Here is a 19828-nt window from a genome sequence, read left to right on the forward strand (position 1 = left end):
GGGTCGTCACACCGCCAGGAGGAGCCGCACCGCGGCCGACACCTCTGCCATGAGGTAGCCCGGGAGGTGACCCACGGGGTAGGGCTCGATGAACTCACGACTGACGGGCCCGATCTGAGGCACCACCGCCACGGAGTCCTTGCCGAGCCCCGACGCCGCTGCCGGGATGAACACGTTCCCCGGGAAGACCTGGAGGCGCACCTGCGAGGTGAACGGGATGATCACGATCGTGGCGACGCCGCTCTCGTTGATCCAGTCGTCCTGGATGACGAGGGCCGGCCGGATCTTTGCCGGCTCCGACCCTCGGGGGGCTCCGACGTCGACCCAGACGACGTCCCCTCGGGAGATCACCACTCCGATCCGGTCCGCGCGATGCGCTCCGACTCGCGCAGGAAGTCCTCGCCCGCGGTGGGCTGTCCGACCTCGGCGATGGCGGCGTCCGCGAGGCGCGTCAGCTCCGCCTTGCCGGCTCCCTCCAGCTCGTCGGCGAGCTTCTGCCCTGCGACGCGGTAGAACTCGGAGCGCGTCATCCCGAAGCGCTTCGCCACGCGATCGAATCTCTCGAAGTCGGTGTCGGGGACGGAGATGGCGGTCTTCATGGACGCGAGTATAACCGGTCATACTGGCGTCACCCGGTTCTCCGCCGGACATGCCCAGCCCGCGCCCCTCCCCGTCAGTCCGCGACGGGCTGCGGGTCGCCCAGGAACGGCATGATCGCCTCCGCCCAGTGCGCGTGCATCACGCGGTAGGAGAAGCGGTCGCGGACGTGCAGGCGCGTGCCGGAGATGTCGGGGTAGGGCGCGTGGATCACGCCGTGCTCCGGGTCGTCGAGCAGGGTCGTCGCCCGGTTCAGCCGGGAGACCTGGGCCTGCAGCAGCTTGCGGGCGACCATCGGGATCGGCTGGAACCGGTCCATCGGCGGGATGCCGGTGACGACGATGCGGCACGCGTCGCCCGCCTGCGCGCGGAGGGCGGCGACGATGCCGGTCAGGCGCTCGGTCCACTCCTCGACCGACGTCGCGACGAGCACGTCGGGGATGCCGAGCGCGACCACCGCGAGGTCGAGGGGCTTCGGCGTGCGCTCGGCGATGGCGGCCACGGCCTTGCGCGCCGTCATGTCGTACGCCGCGATCCTCTCCCACTCCATGCCGCGGCCCGTCGCCGCCGTGCGCCGGGCGGCGACCTGCGCGGGCATCGCCATCCCGGCGAGGAGCACGCCGTACCCGGCCACGCCGATGTCGCCGACGAACAGGACGCGCTCGGGATCCGGGCCTGGGACGGCCGAGGCGTCGTCGTGCTGCGGGAAGATCCCCGTCTCCATCTCGCGCATGTAGAGGTGGAGGTGCAGGCGCAGCGTGGGCCGCGCCACGGCGGCCACGGCGCCCTGGGCCAGGGGCACCAGCGGCCGCAGGACCGCGCGGGGGACGGTCCCCGGCGACGGTCGCCTCAGGGGCAGGGAGGGCAATGGGTCCTCGTCTCCGGGTGGGATGCGGTCGGCTCCCTGGAAGGCTACGCGGCGGCGGCCGGTGCGCCGACCCCCGTCCGGGGGTGGACGCCATCCAGGCGCCCGTAGGCTCGTCGCATGCAGAGCCTCTTCCCCGAGATCGACCCGCACGACACCGGCATGCTCGACGTGGGGGACGGCCAGCTCCTCTACTGGGAGGTCTCGGGGAACCCCGTTGGGATCCCCGTCGTCTTCCTGCACGGCGGGCCCGGCGGCGGCACGAGCCCGACCCACCGGCGCCTGTTCGACCCGGCCCGCTACCGCATCGTGCTCGTCGACCAGCGCGGCTGCGGCCGGAGCACGCCGCACGTCTCCGACCCCGCGGCGGATCTGTCCGTCAACACGACCTGGCACCTCGTGGCCGACCTCGAGCGGCTGCGCGAGCACCTGCGCGTCGAGCGCTGGCTGGTGTTCGGCGGATCCTGGGGCTCGACCCTCGCGCTCGCCTACGCGGAGACGCACCCGAGCCGCGTCACGGGCCTCATCCTCCGCGGCATCTTCACCCTGCGCGCGACCGAGCTCGACTGGTTCTACGAGGGGCCCGCCGGCATGGTCTACCCGGACGGCTGGGAGGCGTTCACGGCCCCCGTCCCCGGGGTGGAGCGCGGCGGCATCATCGCGGCGTACGCGCGGCTCCTCGCGGATCCCGACCCCGCGGTGCACGGGCCGGCCGCGGTCGCGTGGAGCACGTGGGAGGCCTCGGGCATCACGCTGCTCCCGAAGCCCGAGGTGGTCGCCCGGTTCGCGGAGCCGACCTACGCGCTCGCGTTCGCCCGCATCGAGAACCACTACTTCATGCACGGCGGGTGGATGGAGGACGGCCAGCTGATCCGCGACGCGCACCTGCTGCGCGGCATCCCCACCGAGATCGTGCAGGGCCGCTACGACATGTGCACGCCGGCCGTCACCGCGTGGGACCTGCACCGGGCGCTGCCCGAGGCGCGCTTCACGATGGTGCCGGACGCCGGGCACGCGTTCGACGAGCCGGGGATCCTCGACGCGCTGATCCAGGCGACCGAGCGCGCGGCGGACCGGCTGACGGCGTAGCGGCCCAGCGGTCGACCGGCGGTCTAGCGGCCGACCAGCGCGGGGGATCCGTGGACGGCCGGCTGCGCGAGCGTCGCCGCGGGGGCCGCGGCGGGCGCGCCGACGCCGCTCAGGATGTCGAGCGCGCGCCGCAGCCGCGTGCTGGAGGTGTGCATCGTGTACGGGAAGTACACGACCTCCACGCCGACGGCCGCGAACTCGGCCTCCAGACGCTCGCCCTTCGGGGTGCCGCGCCAGTCGTCGCCCTTGAAGAAGACGTCGAAGCCGACGTCGCGCCAGGTGTCGAGCTTGTCGGGCAGCGTCTCCGCGCGGGCCTGGTCGACGTAGCTGATGTGGCTCACGATCTCGAGGCGCTCGGCGAGCGGCACCACGGGCGTGATGCCCTTGTTGCGCTCGAGCATCTCGTCGGAGACGACGCCCGCGATGAGGAAGTCGCACCGGCTCTTGGCGTGCTTGAGGATGTTGAGGTGTCCGACGTGGAAGAGGTCGAAGGCACCGGCGGCGTAGCCGATTCGGGTCATGGCACACGTGTCTCGGGTCGTCCGCGTTCCGGGCGCGGGGACGCGCGGATGCGGGATCGGGTGCAGCCCGGTGCGGGTACGCCGGGCGGGGGCCTGCTGCTCCGGCGACGCGGGTACGTCGGCCGCCCGGGGTGGGGGCGACGGGGGAGCGGTGGACCTGCCGCGATCTTACGGGCGACCCGGCTCACCGCGGAAGCGGGATACCCGAACGGGGGGCATCCCGCTGGATACGGGGGCGCACGACCGCCCCGGGGGCCATGACCTCCTTTCGGGGGACACAACAGGCTGTTGCTGGGTTACGGTCAACGAACCCCACCTGTCTGGTGGGTGTTCATCAGCCCGTCTGACGGACCGATCCGAGCGAGGACCCGCCCGCATGCGCCACCGCACCCCACCCACCCGATCCATCCCCACCCGAACCGCGGAGCACGCCGCACCCGCATCCGCATCCCGCCCGCGCCCCGCCCGCCACCTGGTCGCCCTCGCGGTCGTCGTCGGCCTCGCCGTCCCGGCCGTGCTGGTCGTCCCCGAGTCCGCGCAGGCGGCGACGGGGCAGGACCTCACCGCGGGCACCCCCGTCTTCTCCGACTCCTTCACCCGCAGCGCGACCGGGGGATGGGGCACCGCCGGCACCGCGGCCTACTCCTACGACGGCGTCTCGGCGTTCCGCGCCAACGGCGCGCAGGGCGTCATCGACCTCACCCGGGCGGGCACCGCCGCGTCCGCCGCCGTGCCCGTGGCGGCCCCCGTCGACAGCGAGACCACCGTGCGCGTGCTGATCCCCCGCGTCCCCGCGCAGGGCAACGGCGTCTACGCGGGAGTCCAGCAGCGCGTGGCGGGCTCCTCCTACTACCAGTCGAGCGTGCGGGTGGACAGCGCGGGCGACGCGCGGCTGTCGGTCGTGCGCGTGAACGGATCCACCGCGGCGCAGGCCACCGTGGTCGGCGACACCGTCGTGGCCCGGGGCGTCACGCCCGGCCGCGTGGTGACCATCCAGTCGCGCGTCTCGGGCTCCACCGCGGTCGCGATCGACGCCCGCGCGTGGATGGACGGCCAGGCCGTCCCCGGTTGGCAGGCCGCCGCCGTCGACGCGAGCGCGTCCCGCCTCGCCTCGGGCACGGGCACGCGCCTGTGGTCGTACCTCTCGAAGTCGTCCGCGCCGCAGCCGATCGCGTTCGACGACGTGGCGGTGCGGCCGCTGACGGCGCCGGCCGCGGCGCCCGCGCCGACCCCGACGCCCGCTCCGACGACGCCCGCCCCGGCGCCCGGGACCGGATCCGGCTCGGGCACCGGCTCCTCCGACGCCGAGCAGGGCGTCTCCCTCGGCGATGCGCGCACAGGCTCCGGCTCCGCGCCCGTCGGATCCACCTCCTACGGCGTGCCCTCCGACGCGGTCTTCGTCGCGCCGACCGGCTCGAACGGCGGGTCCGGCTCGAAGTCGTCGCCGTACGCCACCATCCAGAAGGCCGTCGACGCCGCCCCCGCCGGGCGCACGGTCGTCGTCCGCGCCGGCACGTACCACGAGTCGGTGGTGATGCCGCAGGGCAAGGCCCTCACGCTGCAGTCGTACCCGGGCGAGAAGGTGTGGCTCGACGGCAGCCGCCAGGTCTCCTCCTGGACGGCCTCCGGATCCACCCGCTACGCGAGCGGCTGGACCGTCACGCTCGACGCGAGCCCGACCTACACGCGCGGCAAGCCCGACGGCACCGCGACCGGCTGGCAGTTCGTCAACCCCGCGTACCCGATGGCCGCGCACCCCGACCAGGTGTGGATCGGGCAGCAGGCGCAGAAGCAGGTGGCGTCGCGCGACAAGCTCGTCGCCGGCACGTTCTTCGTCGACACCGCGGCCGACCGCCTCTACCTCGGATCCGACCCGGGCAGCCAGACCGTGCGCTCGAGCGACCTCGTGCAGGCGCTCAGCGTCCGCGGCGACGGCAGCACGGTGCGCGGCATCGGCATCCGCCGGTACGCGCCCTCGGTGCCGGACCTCGGCGCCGTCGTCGTGCAGGCCCGGAACGTCACGGTCGAGAACCTCGTGATCACCGACAACGCGACCACGGGCATCTCGATCACGGCGACGGGCGCGAAGGCGACCGCGCTCACCGTGGCCCGCAACGGCATGCTCGGGATGCACGCGAACTACGCCGACGGCCTGCGCGCCTCGCGCCTCCTGGTGGCCGACAACAACACCGAGCGCTTCAACCGGGCGCCCGTGTCCGGCGGGTTCAAGATCACCCGCAGCCGCGACGTGGACGTGAAGGACAGCGCGATCCTCCGCAACGCCGGCAACGGCCTGTGGTTCGACGAGTCGGTCTACGACGCGAACGTCTCGGGCACCGACGTGATGGACAACTCGGGATCAGGCGTCGCCTTCGAGCTGTCGGCCCAGATTGCGATCGTGGACAACGTGGTGGCCCGCAACGGCGAGGAGGGCGTCTGGATCGACGACACCGGCCACGTCGACATCTGGAACAACACCTTCGTGGCCAACGACCGCAACATCGACATCTCGCAGGGCACGCGCCGCGCGTCGAACCTCGCGACGCCCGGCCACGACCCCCGACAGAAGCTGCCGGACCCCACCGTGACGTGGGTGGTGACCGACATCGACATCGCGAACAACGTGATGCAGGGCTCCACCGGCAACGCCCTGCTGGCCGTCGAGGACCACTCGCACCAGCGCTCCGCCGGCCAGATGGGCATCACGACCTCCGGCAACGTGTACCAGCGCGACGCCGCGAACCGCCCCGGCTGGGCCGTGATCTGGTCCCGCGGCGCCGGCGATCCGGCGGTCTACGGATCCGTGCAGGCGTTCAGCGCCGCGACCGGGAACGACCGCACGTCGCTCGCGATCGACGGGCGCCCGGTCGTGGGATCCGGCTTCCGGCTCACCGACGAGGTGCGCCGCGTCGAGACGCAGGTGGCCGTGCCGCTCATCGAAGCGGTGGCGGGCCTGCTCGGCTGGCCGACCGGCGCGCGCGAGCTCGGGGCCGACGTGGGCTGATCCCCGGGAGCACGACAGGACGGGCCGATCCCTTCGGGGGTCGGCCCGTCCTGTCGTCCCCGGGCGTCGGCGGGCGCTCGCCGCAGCGCCGCCGGCAGGGGCGCCGGTAGGCCGGCGGGCGGCGTCAGTGCGGGGACCAGTGCGGGATCCGGCGGGATGAGTACGACTACTGGCCCCTGCGCCGCGACCGGCGGGCGGCCGCGACGGAACCTGGGACGAGCACCCATGAGCCCGTCCCCGGACGGGCGATCCACCCCCCCCATCCGCCGTCTCGCCCACGCAAGGACCGTCCCATGAACGGCACGCCCCGCTCCACCGTCCCTCCCCGCCACGCGATCGCGCTCGCGGTCGCCGCCGGGCTCGTCCTGCCCGCCGCGCTCGTCGCCGCCGGTCCCGCCGCGGCAGCAGGCGGCCAGGACCTGGTCGCGGGCACCGCCGTCTTCTCCGACGCGTTCACGCGCAGCGCGACCGGCGGCTGGGGCACGGCCCCCGGATCCGCGGCGTACGCGTACGACCTGCCGTCGGCGTTCCGCGTCAACGGGACGCAGGGCGTCGTCGACCTGCCGCGGTCGGGCGCCTCCGTCTCCGCGACGCTGCCGGCCGCGGTCTCCGCGGACGCCGAGGCGACGATGAAGGTGATGCTGCCGCGGATCCCGGCCGCCGGCGGTGGCGTCTACGCCGGGCTGCAGCAGCGCGTGACCGGCTCGTCATACTACCAGACGAGCGTCCGCGTCGACCCGGCGGGGGACGCGCGGCTCTCCGTCCTGCGGGTGAACGGATCCACGGCCGCCCAGACGACCGTGGCGGCCGAGGTCGTCGTGGCGCGCGGGCTGGTGCCGGGCAATGTGCTCAACGTGCAGACCCGCGTCTCGGGATCCGCGCCGGTGGCCGTGGACGCCCGGGTCTGGCCGCAGGGCGCCGTCGTGCCCGCGTGGCAGGCGGCCGCGGTCGACGCGAGCGCCGACCGTCTCGTCTCGGGATCCGCGACCCGCGTCTGGTCGTACCTCTCCTCAACGTCGCCCACGCAGGCCCTCGCCTTCGACGACGTGACGGTCCGGCCGCTGACGAAGGCGGCATCACCGACGCCCACGCCGACCCCGTCCCCGACCGCCCCCGCGCCGACCTCGTCGGACCCGGAGCAGGCCGTGCCCCGCGGCGACGCGCGGCCCGGAACGGGATCCGGCGCCGCGGCGGTGGGCACCACGACCTACCCCGCGCCCGCGGACGGCATCTACGTGTCGCCCACCGGCTCGAACACCGGCGCCGGCACGAAGGCGTCCCCGTACGCGAGCATCCAGAAGGCCGTCGACGCGGCGCCGTCGGGACGCACGATCGTCGTCCGCGCCGGCACCTACCGCGAGACCGTGGTGATGCCCGCGGGCACGGCGCTCACGCTGCAGTCGTACCCGGGCGAGGCGGTCTGGCTCGACGGCAGCCGCACGCTGACCTCGTGGACCGCATCCGGATCCACCCGCTACGCCGCCGGCTGGGACGTGACCTTCGACGCGAGCCCCACCTACACGCGCGGCGCGCCCGACGGCTTGCAGGAGGGCTGGGCGTTCGTGAATCCGGCCTTCCCGATGGCCGCCCACCCCGACCAGGTCTGGATCGGCCAGGCGGCGCAGCGCCAGGTCGCGTCGCTCGCGCAGGTGACCGCCGGCACGTTCTTCGTCGACACCGCCGCCGACCGCCTCTACCTCGGCTCGGATCCCGCCGGCCAGACCGTGCGCGCCAGCGACCGCGTCAGCGCCCTCGCCGTCCGCGGCGACGGCAGCACGGTGCGCGGCATCGGCGTCCGCCGGTACGCGCCGTCCGTGCCCGACATGGGCGCGGTCGTCGTCAGCGGCCGGAACGTGACCATCGCGGACGTCGCGATCACCGACACCGCGACCACGGGCCTCTCGGTCTAGTCCACGGACGTGACCCTGCGGGCGGTGACCTCGGCGCGCAACGGCATGCTCGGGATCCACGCGAACTACGCCGACCGGCTCCGCGCCTCGCAGCTCCTGGTCGCGGACGACGACACCGAGGGCTTCAACCGGGCGCCGGTCTCGGGCGGGTTCAAGATCACCCGCAGCCGCGACGTGGACGTGACCGACAGCGCGTTCCTCCGCAGCAGCGGCAACGGCCTCTGGTTCGACGAGTCGGTGCACGACGCGACGGTGGCCGGGAACGACGTGCTCGCGAACACGGGCAACGGCGTCGTCTTCGAGCTCTCCGCCCAGCTCGCGTTCGTCGACAACGTCGTGGCGGGCAACGGCGCCGCCGGCCTCTGGATCGACGACTCCGGGCACGCGCAGGTCGGGGCCAACACGTTCTCCGCGAACAAGCGCGACGTGGACATCGCGCAGGGCACCCGGCGCGCGGCGAACCTGGGGGAGGCCGGGCACGATCCGCGGCAGGCGCTGCCGGACCCCACGGTCACGTGGATCGTCACCGACATCCAGGTGTCGGACAACGTGATGCAGGGCAGCACCGGCAACGCGCTGCTCGCGGTGGAGGACCACTCGCACGAGCGCTCCGCCACGCGGATGGGGATCACGACCGCCGGCAACGTCTACCAGCGCGACGTCGCCTCCAGCCCGCGGTGGGCGATCGTGTGGGCCCGCGGCCCCGGCGACCCGGCCGTCCACGACACGGTCGGGGCGTTCAGCGGGGCCACGGGCAACGACCGCACGAGCCTCGACGTCGTGGGGCGGAAGGTGCTCGAATCCGGCTGGCGGCTCACGACCGAGATCGAGGCGCAGCAGGCGACGGTCGCCGTCGCGGTGCCCGCCGCCGTCGCGGCCCTGCGCGGTGTCGCGACGGGCGCCCGCGTGATCGGCGCGTCGGCCGGCTGAGGTCGGCCGGAGGGGACGGGGGCCACCCGTCCCCCGAAGGGGGAGGGGCCACGGGGCACAGGTTGCGTTTAGCATTGCCACCGTCACCACCCGATGTTCACCCGTCGTACCCGCGATGGACGCTCCCGGACGAGGCCTACCCAGCCCGTCCATCCCGGAGCCGTGGACATGACGAGGTCCCCCCGGACCTCGACGCACCCCGCACCACCCACCTGTCACCCGAAACGCAGGCACACACCCGATGAACCCGTCATCGGCGCTGGACCGTACCCGCCGTCCGCGCCCGAACGCGCCCACCCGCCCCTCCGACACCCCTCGACCGCTCGACGCACTGCCCGGCACGCGATGAGCACCACGAGGAACCGTCCCGCGACCCGGGACGAGCGCACCCGCCTGCGCACCGAGCGCCGCTCGGCGCACCGCCCGATCATCGGATCCGGCGTCGCGCCCGCTGTCCCCGTCGTCCCCTCGGGCCGCCGCTGGGCCCGCGACTACCGCACCCGCCTCATCGCGAGCGACTGGGCGATCATCATCGCCACCGTCCTCGCCGCCCAGCTCACGCGCTTCGGCACGGGGGACGCGGCCGTCGACGCCGGCTCGATGCAGCTCGACTACGGCATCGTCTCGGTGATCGTCGTGGCCGCCTGGATCGCCGTGCTCGGCGCGTTCCGCACCCGCGACGCCCGCATCGTCGGGGTCGGCGTCTCCGAGTACAAGCGCGTCGTCAACGCGTCGGCCATCACGTTCGGCGCGCTCGCGATCGGCTTCCTGCTCCTCAAGGTCGACATCGCCCGCGGCTACGTCGTGCTCGCCTTCCCGCTCGGCGTCGTCGCGCTCCTGGTCGCCCGGTGGAGCTGGCGCCAGTGGCTCATCCGCCGCCGGATCCAGGGTGCGCACCTCTCCCGCGTCGTGGTCGTGGGCGCCCGGGCCGACGTCGAGGACGTGGCCGCGCAGATCCTGCTGCGTCCCGCCTCCGGCTACACGGTCGTGGGCGTCGCCATCGACGAGCACCTCGACGGCCTGGAGGTCGCCGGGCGCACGATCCCCGTCGTCTCCGACCTCGGATCCGTCGCCGCGGCCGCCGCCCGCACCGCCGCCGACGTCGTCATCGTCGCCAGCCAGCCGCGCGCCGGCAGCAACGCCGTCCGCACGCTCGGCTGGGAGCTTGAGGGCTCGTCGATCGAGCTGGTGCTCGCGTCGCGGCTCACGGACGTCGCCGGCCCGCGGATCCACTTCCGCCCGGTCGAGGGCCTCCCGCTCATCCACGTGGAGATCCCGCAGTTCGAGGGCGGGAAGCACGTGATGAAGCGGGCCCTCGACATCGTGGTGGCCGGTCTCGCGCTCGTGGTGCTCGCGCCCGTGATGCTCGTCATCGCGTGCATCGTCCGCATCGACAGCCCCGGCGGCGCCCTCTTCCGCCAGGAGCGCGTCGGCAAGAGCGGCCTCGAGTTCCGCATGCTCAAGTTCCGGTCGATGCGGGTGACCGCCGAGGCCGAGCTCGCGGCGCTGGCGGAGGCGAACGAGGGATCCGGCCCGCTGTTCAAGATGCGGAGCGACCCCCGCGTGACCCGCGTGGGCGCCGTGCTCCGCCGCTACTCGCTGGACGAGCTGCCGCAGCTCTGGAACATCCTCGTCGGCGACATGAGCCTGGTGGGCCCCCGCCCGCCGCTGCGCACCGAGGTGCAGGGCTACGAGAGCCACGTGCACCGCCGTCTGTTCATCAAGCCCGGCCTCACGGGCATGTGGCAGGTGAACGGCCGGAGCGACCTGAGCTGGGACGAGAGCGTCCGGCTCGACCTGTACTACGTCGAGAACTGGTCCCTGACCGGCGACGTGATGATCATGTGGCGCACCTTCCGGGTGCTCACCCGACCCGTAGGGGCTTACTGATGTCTGCAATCGAACCGCGTCGACTCCGCATCGCCATGGTCGGGACCCGCGGGGTCCCCGCCGCGTACGGCGGCTTCGAGACCGCCATCGAGGAGATCGGGCAGCGCCTCGCCGCGCGCGGCCACGACGTCACCGTCTACTGCCGCTCCGCGAACCGCGCGCGCCCGCGCACCCACCTCGGCATGACGCTCGTGCACCTGCCCGCGCTCAAGACCAAGTCGATCGAGACGCTCAGCCACACCGCGCTGTCCGCGATCCACCTGGCGTTCGGGAAGCGCCAGGACGCGGCCTTCGTGTTCAACGCCGCCAACGCGCCGTTCGTGCCCCTCATCCGCTCGCGCGGCGTGGCCACGGCCGTGCACGTGGACGGCCTCGAGTGGAAGCGCGGCAAGTGGGGCCGCATGGGGAAGAAGTACTACCGCGTGGCCGAGCAGATGGCCGTGAAGGACGCCGACGCGCTCATCTCGGACGCGCAGGGCATCGCCGACTACTACGACCACGAGTTCGGGATCCCCACGGAGCTGCTCACGTACGGCGCCAACATCCTGCGCGACCCCGCGAGCGACCGCCTCGCCGAGCTCGGCCTCGAGCCCGGCCAGTACCACCTCGTCGTCGCGCGCTTCGAGCCGGAGAACCACGTCGACGTCATCGTCGACGGGTACACCGCGTCGAGCGCGACCCTGCCGCTCGTCGTCGTCGGATCCGCGCCGTACTCCGCCGCGTACACCGACCGCATCGAGCAGGTCGCCTCCGCCGACCCGCGCATCCAGCGCCTCGGCGGCGTGTGGGACCAGGAGCAGCTCGACCAGCTCTACGCCCACGCGCTCACCTACGTCCACGGCCACTCGGTCGGCGGCACGAACCCGTCGCTGCTGCGCGCCATGGGCGCCGCGACCGCGACGCTCGCGAACGACAACGTCTTCAACCGCGACGTGCTCGGCGAGGACGGCCGCTTCTGGGCCGACGCCGCCGGCGTCGCCGCGCTCGTCGAGGGTGCCGAGGCGAACGCCGACGAGGCCGTCGAGATCGGCCGCCGCCTGCAGGAGCGCGCCGAGGAGACCTACGACTGGGACGCCATCGCCGACGGCTACGAGGAGCTCGCCGCCCGCATGACGCGCGGCTACTCGACGCACGGCATGAGCCGCGGGATCCGCTCGGCCACCCGCTGGGAGCCGGAGCTGCGCGCGAGCGACGCCGGCCGCACCTCCTTCCTCCTCGAGGAGAGCCGATGACCGCCGCGACCGGCACCGCCGCGCCCGCGCGCGACGAGTCGTACGCCGACGTCGTCCGCCGCCTGGCGTCCGCCCAGAAGAAGGCGGCGCGCGGCGCGCCGGCGTACTCGATCCGCGTCAACCGCCCGGCCGGCCGCCTGCTCGCCGCGTGGGCGTTCCGCCAGGGGCTGACCCCGAACCAGGTGACCGCGATCAGCGCCGCCTTCACGTTCACGGGCATCGCCCTGATCGCGCTCGTGCAGCCCGCCGTCTGGCTCGGCATCGCCGTGTGGCTGCTGCTCGCCGTGGGCTACGCGTTCGACTCGGCCGACGGCCAGGTCGCGCGCCTCCGCGGCGGCGGCTCGCTCTCGGGCGAGTGGCTTGACCACGTCGTCGACTGCATCAAGATCTCGTCGCTGCACCTCGCGGTGCTCGTGTCGATGTTCCGCTGGCCCGCCACGGACTCCGACGCGTGGCTCCTCGTGCCCGTCGTCTACGCGATCGTGGCCGCCGCGAGCTTCTTCGCGATGATCCTCAACGACCAGCTCAAGCGCGTGCACCAGGTCTCGGGCGCCACGGCCCCCGACGCCGGCCGCTCGACGCTGCTGCGCTCGCTGCTCGTGATCCCCACCGACTACGGCTTCCTCTGCATCGTGTTCGCGCTGCTCGGCGCCCCCGTCGTGTTCCTCGCGGTCTACGCGCTGATGATGCTCGCCAACGCCGGGCACCTCGCCCTCGCGTCGGTGAAGTGGTTCCGCGACATGGGCGCGCTCGACGCGCGTCGTGCCGGGGCCGCCGCCGGATCCGCGCGGGTCACCGCGTGACCGCCTTCGCCGGCACGGAGCGGGCGCGCGCGCAGGCGGACGACGGGGGCGCCGGCCTCCGCGGCCGCACGATCCTCGTCGCCCACCCGAGCGCCGAGCTCTACGGATCCGACCGCGTGCTGCTCGAGAGCGTCGCGGGCCTCGTCGCCGCGGGTGCCCGCACGGTCGTCACCCTCCCGTCCGACGGCCCGCTCGTCGCCGCGCTCACGGGCGTCGGCGCGACCGTGCACCACGCGCCCACGCCCGTGCTGCGGAAGTCGATGCTGCGCCCGCGCGGCTTCGCGACCCTCGTCGGCCAGTCCGTCCGCGGCCTGTCCGCGGGCCTCGGCCTCGTGCGCCGCGAGCGCCCGGACGCCGTGTACGTCAACACCGTCACGATCCCGCTGTGGATCCTCGTCGGCCGCCTCGCCGGCCGCCCGGTGCTCGCCCACGTGCACGAGGCGGAGGGATCCGCGTCGCGCGCCGTCGGCACCGCGCTCGCCCTGCCGCTCGCGCTCGCCACGAGCGTGGTCGCGAACAGCCGCTACAGCGTCGACGTGCTCGGCCGCGCCCTCCCGCGGGTCGCGCGCCGCGCCGAGTTCGTCTACAACGGCGTGCCCGGACCCGCCGACGTCGTGCCCGCGCGCCAGGCGCTCGATGGTGGCCTCCGGCTGCTCTACGTCGGCCGGCTCTCCGACCGCAAGGGCGTGGACGTCGCCGTCGATGCGATCGTCGAGCTCCGCGACCGCGGCGTGCCCGCGCGCCTCGACATCGTAGGCGCCGTCTTCCCCGGCTACGAGGCCTACGAGGAGCAGCTGCGCACCACGATCCGCGTGCTCGACCTCGAGGAGAGGATCACGCTGCACGGCTTCCACGCCGACGTGACCCCCTTCGTGGCGGCCGCCGACGCGTGCGTCGTCCCCTCCCGGGTGGACGAGCCGTTCGGCAACACGGCCGTCGAGGCGCTGCTCGCCGCGCGGCCCGTGGTGGTCAGCGACACGTCCGGCCTCCGCGAGGCCGCCGGCGGGTACGAGTCGGCGCAGCTGGTGCCGCCCGCGGATCCGGCCGCCCTCGCGGACGCCCTCCAGTCCATCGCGACGGACTGGGACGCGTACCGCGCCCGGGCCGCCCGCGACCGCTTCCGCGCCGAGCACCGGCACGGACCCGAGCTCTACCGGCAGCGCATCGCGCGGTCGGTGGGCGCGATGCTCACGCCCACAAGGCGCGTCGGCAGCCCCCGACCGGCCAGCGACCGCTGACCACCGGCACCCTCCCACCCCCGCTCCACCCACCCGAAGCAAGGACACCATGAGCATCATCTCCACCGCGGGACGCCGCCTGGCCGCGATGACCGCGGCCGCCGCGGTCATCCTCTCCGCGGTCGTGATCGCGCAGCCCGCCATGGCGGACTCCGCGCCGGTCGACCCGACCGACCCGAAGACGCCCGTCACGGTCACCGCCGACCCGCTGCCCACGACCCAGATCGACGGCGTCGCCTGGTCGCAGGTCGTCGTCGGCAACACGGTCTACGTGGCCGGCAAGTTCCAGAACGCGCGCCCCGCGGGCGCCGCGGCAGGCACGAACCTCACGCCCCGCAGCAACCTGCTCGCGTACGACATCCGCACGGGCGCGCTCATCACGTCCTTCGCGCCGAAGCTCAACGCGCAGGCGCTCTCGGTCACCGCGTCGCCCGACGGATCCCGGATCTACGTGGTCGGCGACTTCACCGACATCGACGGCCAGGGCTACTACCGCGCGGCGGCGTTCAGCACCGCGACGGGCAAGATCATCCCGACATTCCGCCCCATCATGGGCAGCCAGACCCGCACGGTGAGCGCCTCGAACGACACCGTGTACCTCGGCGGCACCTTCCAGAGCGTCAACGGCGCCGCTCGGAAGTACCTCGCCGCGGTGTCCGCGACGAACGGCCAGAACACGGCCTTCGTCGCGGATGCGGACACCGTCGTGGACGCGCTCACCCTCACGAAGGACACGTCCAAGCTCATCGTCGGCGGCCGCTTCACGCAGCTGTCCGGCACGCCGACCTACGGGCTCGGCGCGGTGGATCCCGCCACGGGCGCATCCCTCCCGTGGGCCGCGAACCAGCAGGTCAAGAACGCCGGCGCCGAGTCGTCGATCACGAGCCTGTACGCGACCGACGACCGGGTCTACGGATCCGGCTACACGTTCGGCGCCGGCGGCAACCTCGAGGGCGCCTTCTCCGCCGACCCGAACACGGGCGTCGTCAGCTGGGTCGAGGACTGCCACGGCGACACCTACTCGGTCTTCGCCACCAGCACGGTCGCGTACGTCGCCGGGCACCCGCACTACTGCGGCAACATCGGCGGCTTCCCGCAGACCGAGCCGTGGACCTTCCAGCACAGCCTCGCGTTCTCGAAGACCGCGACGGGCACGGCCACGGCCGACCCGTACGGCTACGCGAACTGGGCCGGCACGCCGTCCCCGTCGCTGCTCAACTGGTTCCCGAAGTACGTCACGGGATCCTTCACGGGCCAGGGCCAGGCGGCCTGGAGCGTCAACGGCAACGAGGACTACATCGTCGTCGGCGGCGAGTTCCCGTTCGTGAACACCACCGCGCAGCAGGGCCTCGTCCGCTACGCGATGGCGAAGGACGCCACGAACAAGGTCGGCCCGAACGGCAACGACCAGCTCGTCCCGAAGTCGATCTCGTACACGAAGGGCGAGGCCCGCGTCTCCTGGCAGGCCACCTTCGACCGCGACAACACGCGCCTCACCTACAAGGTGATCCGCGACGGCAAGACCGCGACGCCCGTCTACCAGGTCACGCAGGACTCGACCTTCTGGAACCGGCCGTCGATGGGCTTCATCGACAAGGGCCTCGTGCCCGGCAGCTCGCACACCTACAAGGTGGTCGTGACCGACTCGGCCGGGAACTCCACCGACCGCAACGGCGCCGCGCCCGTCACCATCACCGACCGGTCGGGCAGCGACGCGTACGCGCAGAGCGTGAAGGACGACGGCGCGACCGCGTACTACCCGCTCGACGAGAAGGGCGGCACCGCCGGCCTCGACCACGTCGCGTTCGAGGACCTCCGGGTCGACGCCGCCACGCGCGGCGCGGCGGGCCCGATCGACGGATCCACCGCCACCACCTTCTCCGGCCAGGACGGGTCCTTCGCGGTCACGCCCCAGGCGGCGGTCTCGCCGAACACCTTCAGCGTGGAGTCGTGGGTCAGGACGACCTCGACCTCGGGCGGCAAGGTCGTCGGCTACGGCAACACCAGCACCGGCACGTCGGGCAACTACGACCGCATGGTCTACCTCGACAACGACGGCCGGGTCTTCTTCGGCGTCTACACGGGTGCCACCCAGACGCTCAACTCCGCACCCGGGTTCAACGACGGGAAGTGGCACCAGATCGTCGCGACCATGGGCTCCGCGGGCATGACGCTGTTCGTCGACGGCAAGCTCGTCGGCCAGCGCGCGGACACCACGCGCGGGCAGGACTACACGGGCTACTGGCGCGTCGGCGGCGACAACCTCGGCGGCTGGCCCAACCAGCCCCGGAGCTACTACCTCGCCGGCGACATCGGCCAGGTGTCGATCTACCCGACGGCCCTCACGCGCGCCGACGTCGTCGACCACCTCGTCGCGTCCGGCCGCACCTCGCCCATCCCGCAGGCGCCCGCGGACGCCTACGGCAAGGCGGTGTACGCGGCCGACCCGTCGTCCTACTGGCGCCTCGACGACGCCGAGGGCGCATCCACGCTGAAGGACGCGGGCCAGAACGACGTCGGCGCGAACGTCGGACGCAACGTGCGCTTCGGCCAGGCGGGCGCCCTCCAGGGCCCCGTCGGCCAGGCCGCGGCGTTCTCCGACAGCATCGCGGTGAGCCAGCAGCGGGTCTCGAACCCGACCAGCTACTCGCTCGAGATGTGGTTCCAGACGACCACCACGCGCGGCGGCAAGCTGATCGGGTTCGGCGACAACGCGGATCCGTTCAACTTCTCCGGCAGCTACGACCGCCACGTCTACATGCAGGACGACGGACGCCTGCAGTTCGGCACGTGGACCGGCCAGACCAACCTGGCGGGATCCGAGCGCGCCTACAACGACGGCCAGTGGCACCACATGGTCGCGTCGCAGGGATCCGACGGCCTGAAGCTCTACGTGGACGGCGACCTCGTCGGCCATAACGGCCAGACGCAGGCGCAGGCCTACGACGGCTACTGGCGCATCGGCGGCGACAACACGTGGAGCTCCTCCAGCGGTACCTTCGAGGGTCGGCTGGACGAGGTCGCGGTGTACCCGACCGTGCTCACCCCGAGCACGGTGGCGACGCACTTCTCCCTCGGGACGACCGGCCGCGTGCCGAACCAGGCCCCGAAGGCCGCGTTCACGCAGCAGACGGACTTCCTGGCGGCGTCCTTCGACGCGACCGGGTCCACCGACGCCGACGGCACGATCACGGGCTACGCCTGGGACTTCGGCGACGGCTTCCAGGCGTCCGGCGCGCAGCAGGCGCACACGTACGCCGCGGCCGGCACCTACCCGGTGACGCTCACGGTGACGGACGACCGCGGCGCGACGAACCGCACGCAGCAGGACGTCAGCGTGAAGGCGGCCCCCGCGAACATCGCGCCGACCGCCGTCGTGACGGCCACCGCGACGGACCTCACCGCGAAGCTCGACGGATCCGCCTCGACGGATCCGCCTCGACGGATGCCGACGGCCAGGTCGCCTCCTACGCGTGGGACTTCGGCGACGGCAGCACGGGCACCGGCCCGACGCCGACGCACGCCTACGCCGCGGGCGGCACCTACACGGTGGCGCTCACGGTCACGGACGACAAGGGCCTCCCGGGCACCGCGTCCACGCAGGTGACGGTGGTGGCGCCCCCGGTCAACCGGGAGCCCACGGCGGTCATCGCGTCGACGACCGCCGACCTCGTCGCGAACCTCGACGGCCGCGCCTCCAGCGACCCGGACGGCACCATCGCGTCCTGGGCGTGGGAGTTCGGCGACGGCACGACCGGCACCGGCCCCTCCATCGCCCACCCGTACGCGAAGGCCGGCACGTACCAGGTCGCGCTGACGGTGACGGACGAGAAGGGAGCCACCGGTCGCACGACCGCGAGCGTCACGGTCACCGCCCCGCCCGTGAACCAGGCGCCCGTCGCCGCGTTCACGAGCACCGCGGTGAACCTCGTCGCCTCGCTCGACGCCTCCCCGTCGAGCGACCCCGACGGCACCGTGGCGTCCTGGTCCTGGGCCTTCGGCGACGGGACCACCGGCACGGGTCGCACCACGACCCACGCCTACGCCGCGGCCGGCACCTTCGCGGTGTCGCTCACGGTCACAGACGACAAGGGCCTCGCCACGACGACCACCTCGCCGGTGACCGTCCAGGCGCCCGCGTCGAACGTGCTCGCGCAGGACTCGTTCGGCCGCGCGGTCGCCACGGGCTGGGGCACGGCCGACCTCGGCGGCGCCTGGCGCGTCACCGGCGGCACCAACATCGTGAAGGTGCAGGACGGCACGGGCCAGGTCGTCTCGCCCAAGGGCGAGACCCGCACGATGACCCTCGACGCGGTCTCCACCACGTCGTCGGACGTCAGCGCGACCTTCTCGCTCGACGCGGTCCCCACGGGCGGCGGCTCCTACACCCGGGTCAACTCCCGCCAGGTGGGCTCGGCCTTCTGCCAGACGCAGGTCTGGATCAAGGCGACCGGCCAGATCCAGCTGGTGCAGTCGGAGGGGTCGACGACCCTCGGGTCGTACATCCTCCCCGGCACGACGTACCAGGCCGGCCAGCAGCTCCGCGTCCGCGTCCTGACGACCGGCACCTCGCCGACCACCGTCAAGGCCAAGGTGTGGGTCGCCGGCCAGGCCGAGCCCGCCGCCTGGCAGACGAGCGTCACCAGCTCGACCGCCGCGCTGCAGGCCGCGGGCTCCGTCGGGATCCAGACCTACCTCTCGGGGTCGGCGACGGCTCCCGTCACGACGCGGATCGACGACCTGGTCGTCGGCCGCGACGGCCAGGCGCCCGCGCCGGCGCCGGCCAACCAGGCCCCGACGGCGGCGTTCACGTCGACCGCCAAGGACCTGACCGCCTCGTTCGACGGATCCACGTCGACCGACGCCGACGGCACCGTGGCCTCGTACGCGTGGGCGTTCGGCGACGGGACCACGGGCACCGGGAAGACGGCGACCCACGCCTACGCCGCGGCCGGCACCTACGCGGTGTCGCTCACGGTCACGGACGACAAGGGCCTCGCCTCGGCGAAGAAGGACGGCACCGTCACGGTGACCGCCCCGGTCGTCACGCCGCCCGCCGCCGGGATCCTCGCGCAGGACACCTTCACCCGCACCGCCGCCAACGGCTGGGGGACGGCGGAGACCGGAGGCGCCTGGCGCATCACGGGCAACGCGTCGATCCTCAAGGTGGCGGACGGGAAGGCGCAGGTCGCCAGCCCCGCCGGCGAGACCCGCACCGCGAGCCTCGACGCCGTGAGCACCACCGCATCGGACGCCCAAGTGAGCTTCACGCTCGACAAGGTGCCCACGGGCGGCGGTGCGTACGTGCGGATCAACTCGCGCCAGGTCGGCACGTCGTTCTACCAGACGCAGGTCTGGGTGCGGTCGACCGGCCAGGTCATGATCGTGCAGTCCGAGAACGGCACCAACCTGAAGTCGGTGGTCGTCCCGAACCTCACGTACACGGCCGGGCAGCAGCTGCGGGTCCGCGTGCAGGTCACGGGCACGTCGCCCACCACGATGAACGCGAAGCTCTGGCCCGTCGGCCAGGCCGAGCCGACCGCGTGGCAGTCTACGACGACCGGGACCCTGGCGGCGCTGCAGACCGCGGGCACGTTCGGGATCCAGACGTACCTGTCGAGCTCGGCCGCCGGACCGGTCGCGTTCACGCTCGACGACCTCGTGGTCACGGACGGCACCGCCCGGTGACCTGAGGCGCGACGACGACGCCCCGGTGGGCGGGTCCCGAGGACCCGCCCACCGGGGCGTC

13 protein-coding genes and 1 pseudogene are annotated in these 19828 nt (G+C 73.3%); 10 read left to right on the forward strand and 4 right to left on the reverse strand.

The window, feature by feature from the left end; all coding sequences use genetic code 11:
* Window positions 1-6 precede the first annotated feature (6 nt).
* From CMN_RS03740 to CMN_RS03750, 3 genes are all read right to left on the reverse strand, one after another.
* On the reverse strand, window positions 7-351 hold the full coding sequence (locus CMN_RS03740; RefSeq protein ID WP_015489520.1) for a type II toxin-antitoxin system PemK/MazF family toxin: 345 nt from the start codon (window positions 349-351) through the stop codon (window positions 7-9).
* Complete coding sequence (locus CMN_RS03745) at window positions 348-599, reverse strand: CopG family transcriptional regulator (RefSeq protein WP_015489521.1); 252 nt, start codon at window positions 597-599, stop codon at window positions 348-350. The genes CMN_RS03740 and CMN_RS03745 overlap by 4 nt, the downstream gene beginning before the upstream one ends.
* A gap of 74 nt (window positions 600-673) precedes the next feature.
* Complete coding sequence (locus CMN_RS03750; protein ID WP_227077736.1) at window positions 674-1399, reverse strand: GDSL-type esterase/lipase family protein; 726 nt, start codon at window positions 1397-1399, stop codon at window positions 674-676.
* Window positions 1400-1582: 183 nt separating this feature from the next.
* Between CMN_RS03750 and pip the strand changes: the two genes are divergently transcribed.
* A complete protein-coding gene (gene pip / locus CMN_RS03755; protein WP_015489523.1) occupies window positions 1583-2551 on the forward strand; it encodes a prolyl aminopeptidase in 969 nt (322 codons plus the stop codon).
* A 23-nt stretch (window positions 2552-2574) separates the two neighbouring features.
* Here pip and CMN_RS03760 read toward each other — a convergent pair whose 3' ends face one another.
* A complete protein-coding gene (locus CMN_RS03760) occupies window positions 2575-3072 on the reverse strand; it encodes an FAD synthase family protein (protein ID WP_015489524.1) in 498 nt (165 codons plus the stop codon).
* Window positions 3073-3448: 376 nt separating this feature from the next.
* Between CMN_RS03760 and CMN_RS03765 the strand changes: the two genes are divergently transcribed.
* The 9 genes and pseudogenes from CMN_RS03765 (at window position 3449) to CMN_RS14945 (ending at window position 19767) form a co-directional block, all read left to right on the forward strand.
* A complete protein-coding gene (locus CMN_RS03765; protein WP_015489525.1) occupies window positions 3449-6076 on the forward strand; it encodes a right-handed parallel beta-helix repeat-containing protein in 2628 nt (875 codons plus the stop codon).
* Window positions 6077-6369: 293 nt separating this feature from the next.
* Window positions 6370-7986 (forward strand): hypothetical protein, encoded by a 1617-nt coding sequence (locus CMN_RS15265; protein WP_227077737.1) that lies wholly within the window; start codon window positions 6370-6372, stop codon window positions 7984-7986.
* A gap of 24 nt (window positions 7987-8010) precedes the next feature.
* On the forward strand, window positions 8011-8916 hold the full coding sequence (locus CMN_RS15270; RefSeq protein WP_227077738.1) for a NosD domain-containing protein: 906 nt from the start codon (window positions 8011-8013) through the stop codon (window positions 8914-8916).
* A gap of 345 nt (window positions 8917-9261) precedes the next feature.
* Window positions 9262-10806, forward strand: a complete 1545-nt coding sequence (locus CMN_RS03775) for a sugar transferase (RefSeq protein WP_015489526.1) — start codon at window positions 9262-9264, stop codon at window positions 10804-10806.
* The gene (locus CMN_RS03780) at window positions 10806-12038 is read left to right on the forward strand and encodes a DUF1972 domain-containing protein (RefSeq protein ID WP_015489527.1); all 1233 of its coding nucleotides are present in this window, start codon (window positions 10806-10808) and stop codon (window positions 12036-12038) included. Before CMN_RS03775 ends, CMN_RS03780 begins: the two co-directional genes overlap by 1 nt.
* The gene (locus CMN_RS03785; protein WP_015489528.1) at window positions 12035-12841 is read left to right on the forward strand and encodes a CDP-alcohol phosphatidyltransferase family protein; all 807 of its coding nucleotides are present in this window, start codon (window positions 12035-12037) and stop codon (window positions 12839-12841) included. The genes CMN_RS03780 and CMN_RS03785 overlap by 4 nt, the downstream gene beginning before the upstream one ends.
* A complete protein-coding gene (locus CMN_RS03790) occupies window positions 12838-14079 on the forward strand; it encodes a glycosyltransferase (protein WP_015489529.1) in 1242 nt (413 codons plus the stop codon). The genes CMN_RS03785 and CMN_RS03790 overlap by 4 nt, the downstream gene beginning before the upstream one ends.
* A 1579-nt stretch (window positions 14080-15658) precedes the next feature.
* Window positions 15659-17350, forward strand: a pseudogene (locus CMN_RS15275) (LamG-like jellyroll fold domain-containing protein); the annotation flags it as partial.
* A gap of 146 nt (window positions 17351-17496) precedes the next feature.
* Window positions 17497-19767 carry a PKD domain-containing protein gene (locus tag CMN_RS14945; RefSeq protein ID WP_227077799.1) on the forward strand — a complete coding sequence of 757 codons (2271 nt, stop codon included), beginning with the start codon at window positions 17497-17499 and terminating at the stop codon, window positions 19765-19767.
* Window positions 19768-19828 lie beyond the last annotated feature (61 nt).

Source organism: Clavibacter nebraskensis NCPPB 2581 (assembly GCF_000355695.1).
Lineage (GTDB): Bacteria > Actinomycetota > Actinomycetes > Actinomycetales > Microbacteriaceae > Clavibacter > Clavibacter nebraskensis.

Coding starts and splice junctions, on each gene's coding strand:
- CMN_RS03775 (WP_015489526.1), top strand. CDS start 9,262: ATGAGCACCACGAGGAACCGTCCCGCGACCCGGGACGAGCGCACCCGC.
- CMN_RS03760 (WP_015489524.1), bottom strand. CDS start 3,072: ATGACCCGAATCGGCTACGCCGCCGGTGCCTTCGACCTCTTCCACGTC.
- CMN_RS03745 (WP_015489521.1), bottom strand. CDS start 599: ATGAAGACCGCCATCTCCGTCCCCGACACCGACTTCGAGAGATTCGAT.
- CMN_RS15265 (WP_227077737.1), top strand. CDS start 6,370: ATGAACGGCACGCCCCGCTCCACCGTCCCTCCCCGCCACGCGATCGCG.
- CMN_RS03785 (WP_015489528.1), top strand. CDS start 12,035: ATGACCGCCGCGACCGGCACCGCCGCGCCCGCGCGCGACGAGTCGTAC.
- CMN_RS03765 (WP_015489525.1), top strand. CDS start 3,449: ATGCGCCACCGCACCCCACCCACCCGATCCATCCCCACCCGAACCGCG.
- CMN_RS03780 (WP_015489527.1), top strand. CDS start 10,806: ATGTCTGCAATCGAACCGCGTCGACTCCGCATCGCCATGGTCGGGACC.
- pip (WP_015489523.1), top strand. CDS start 1,583: ATGCAGAGCCTCTTCCCCGAGATCGACCCGCACGACACCGGCATGCTC.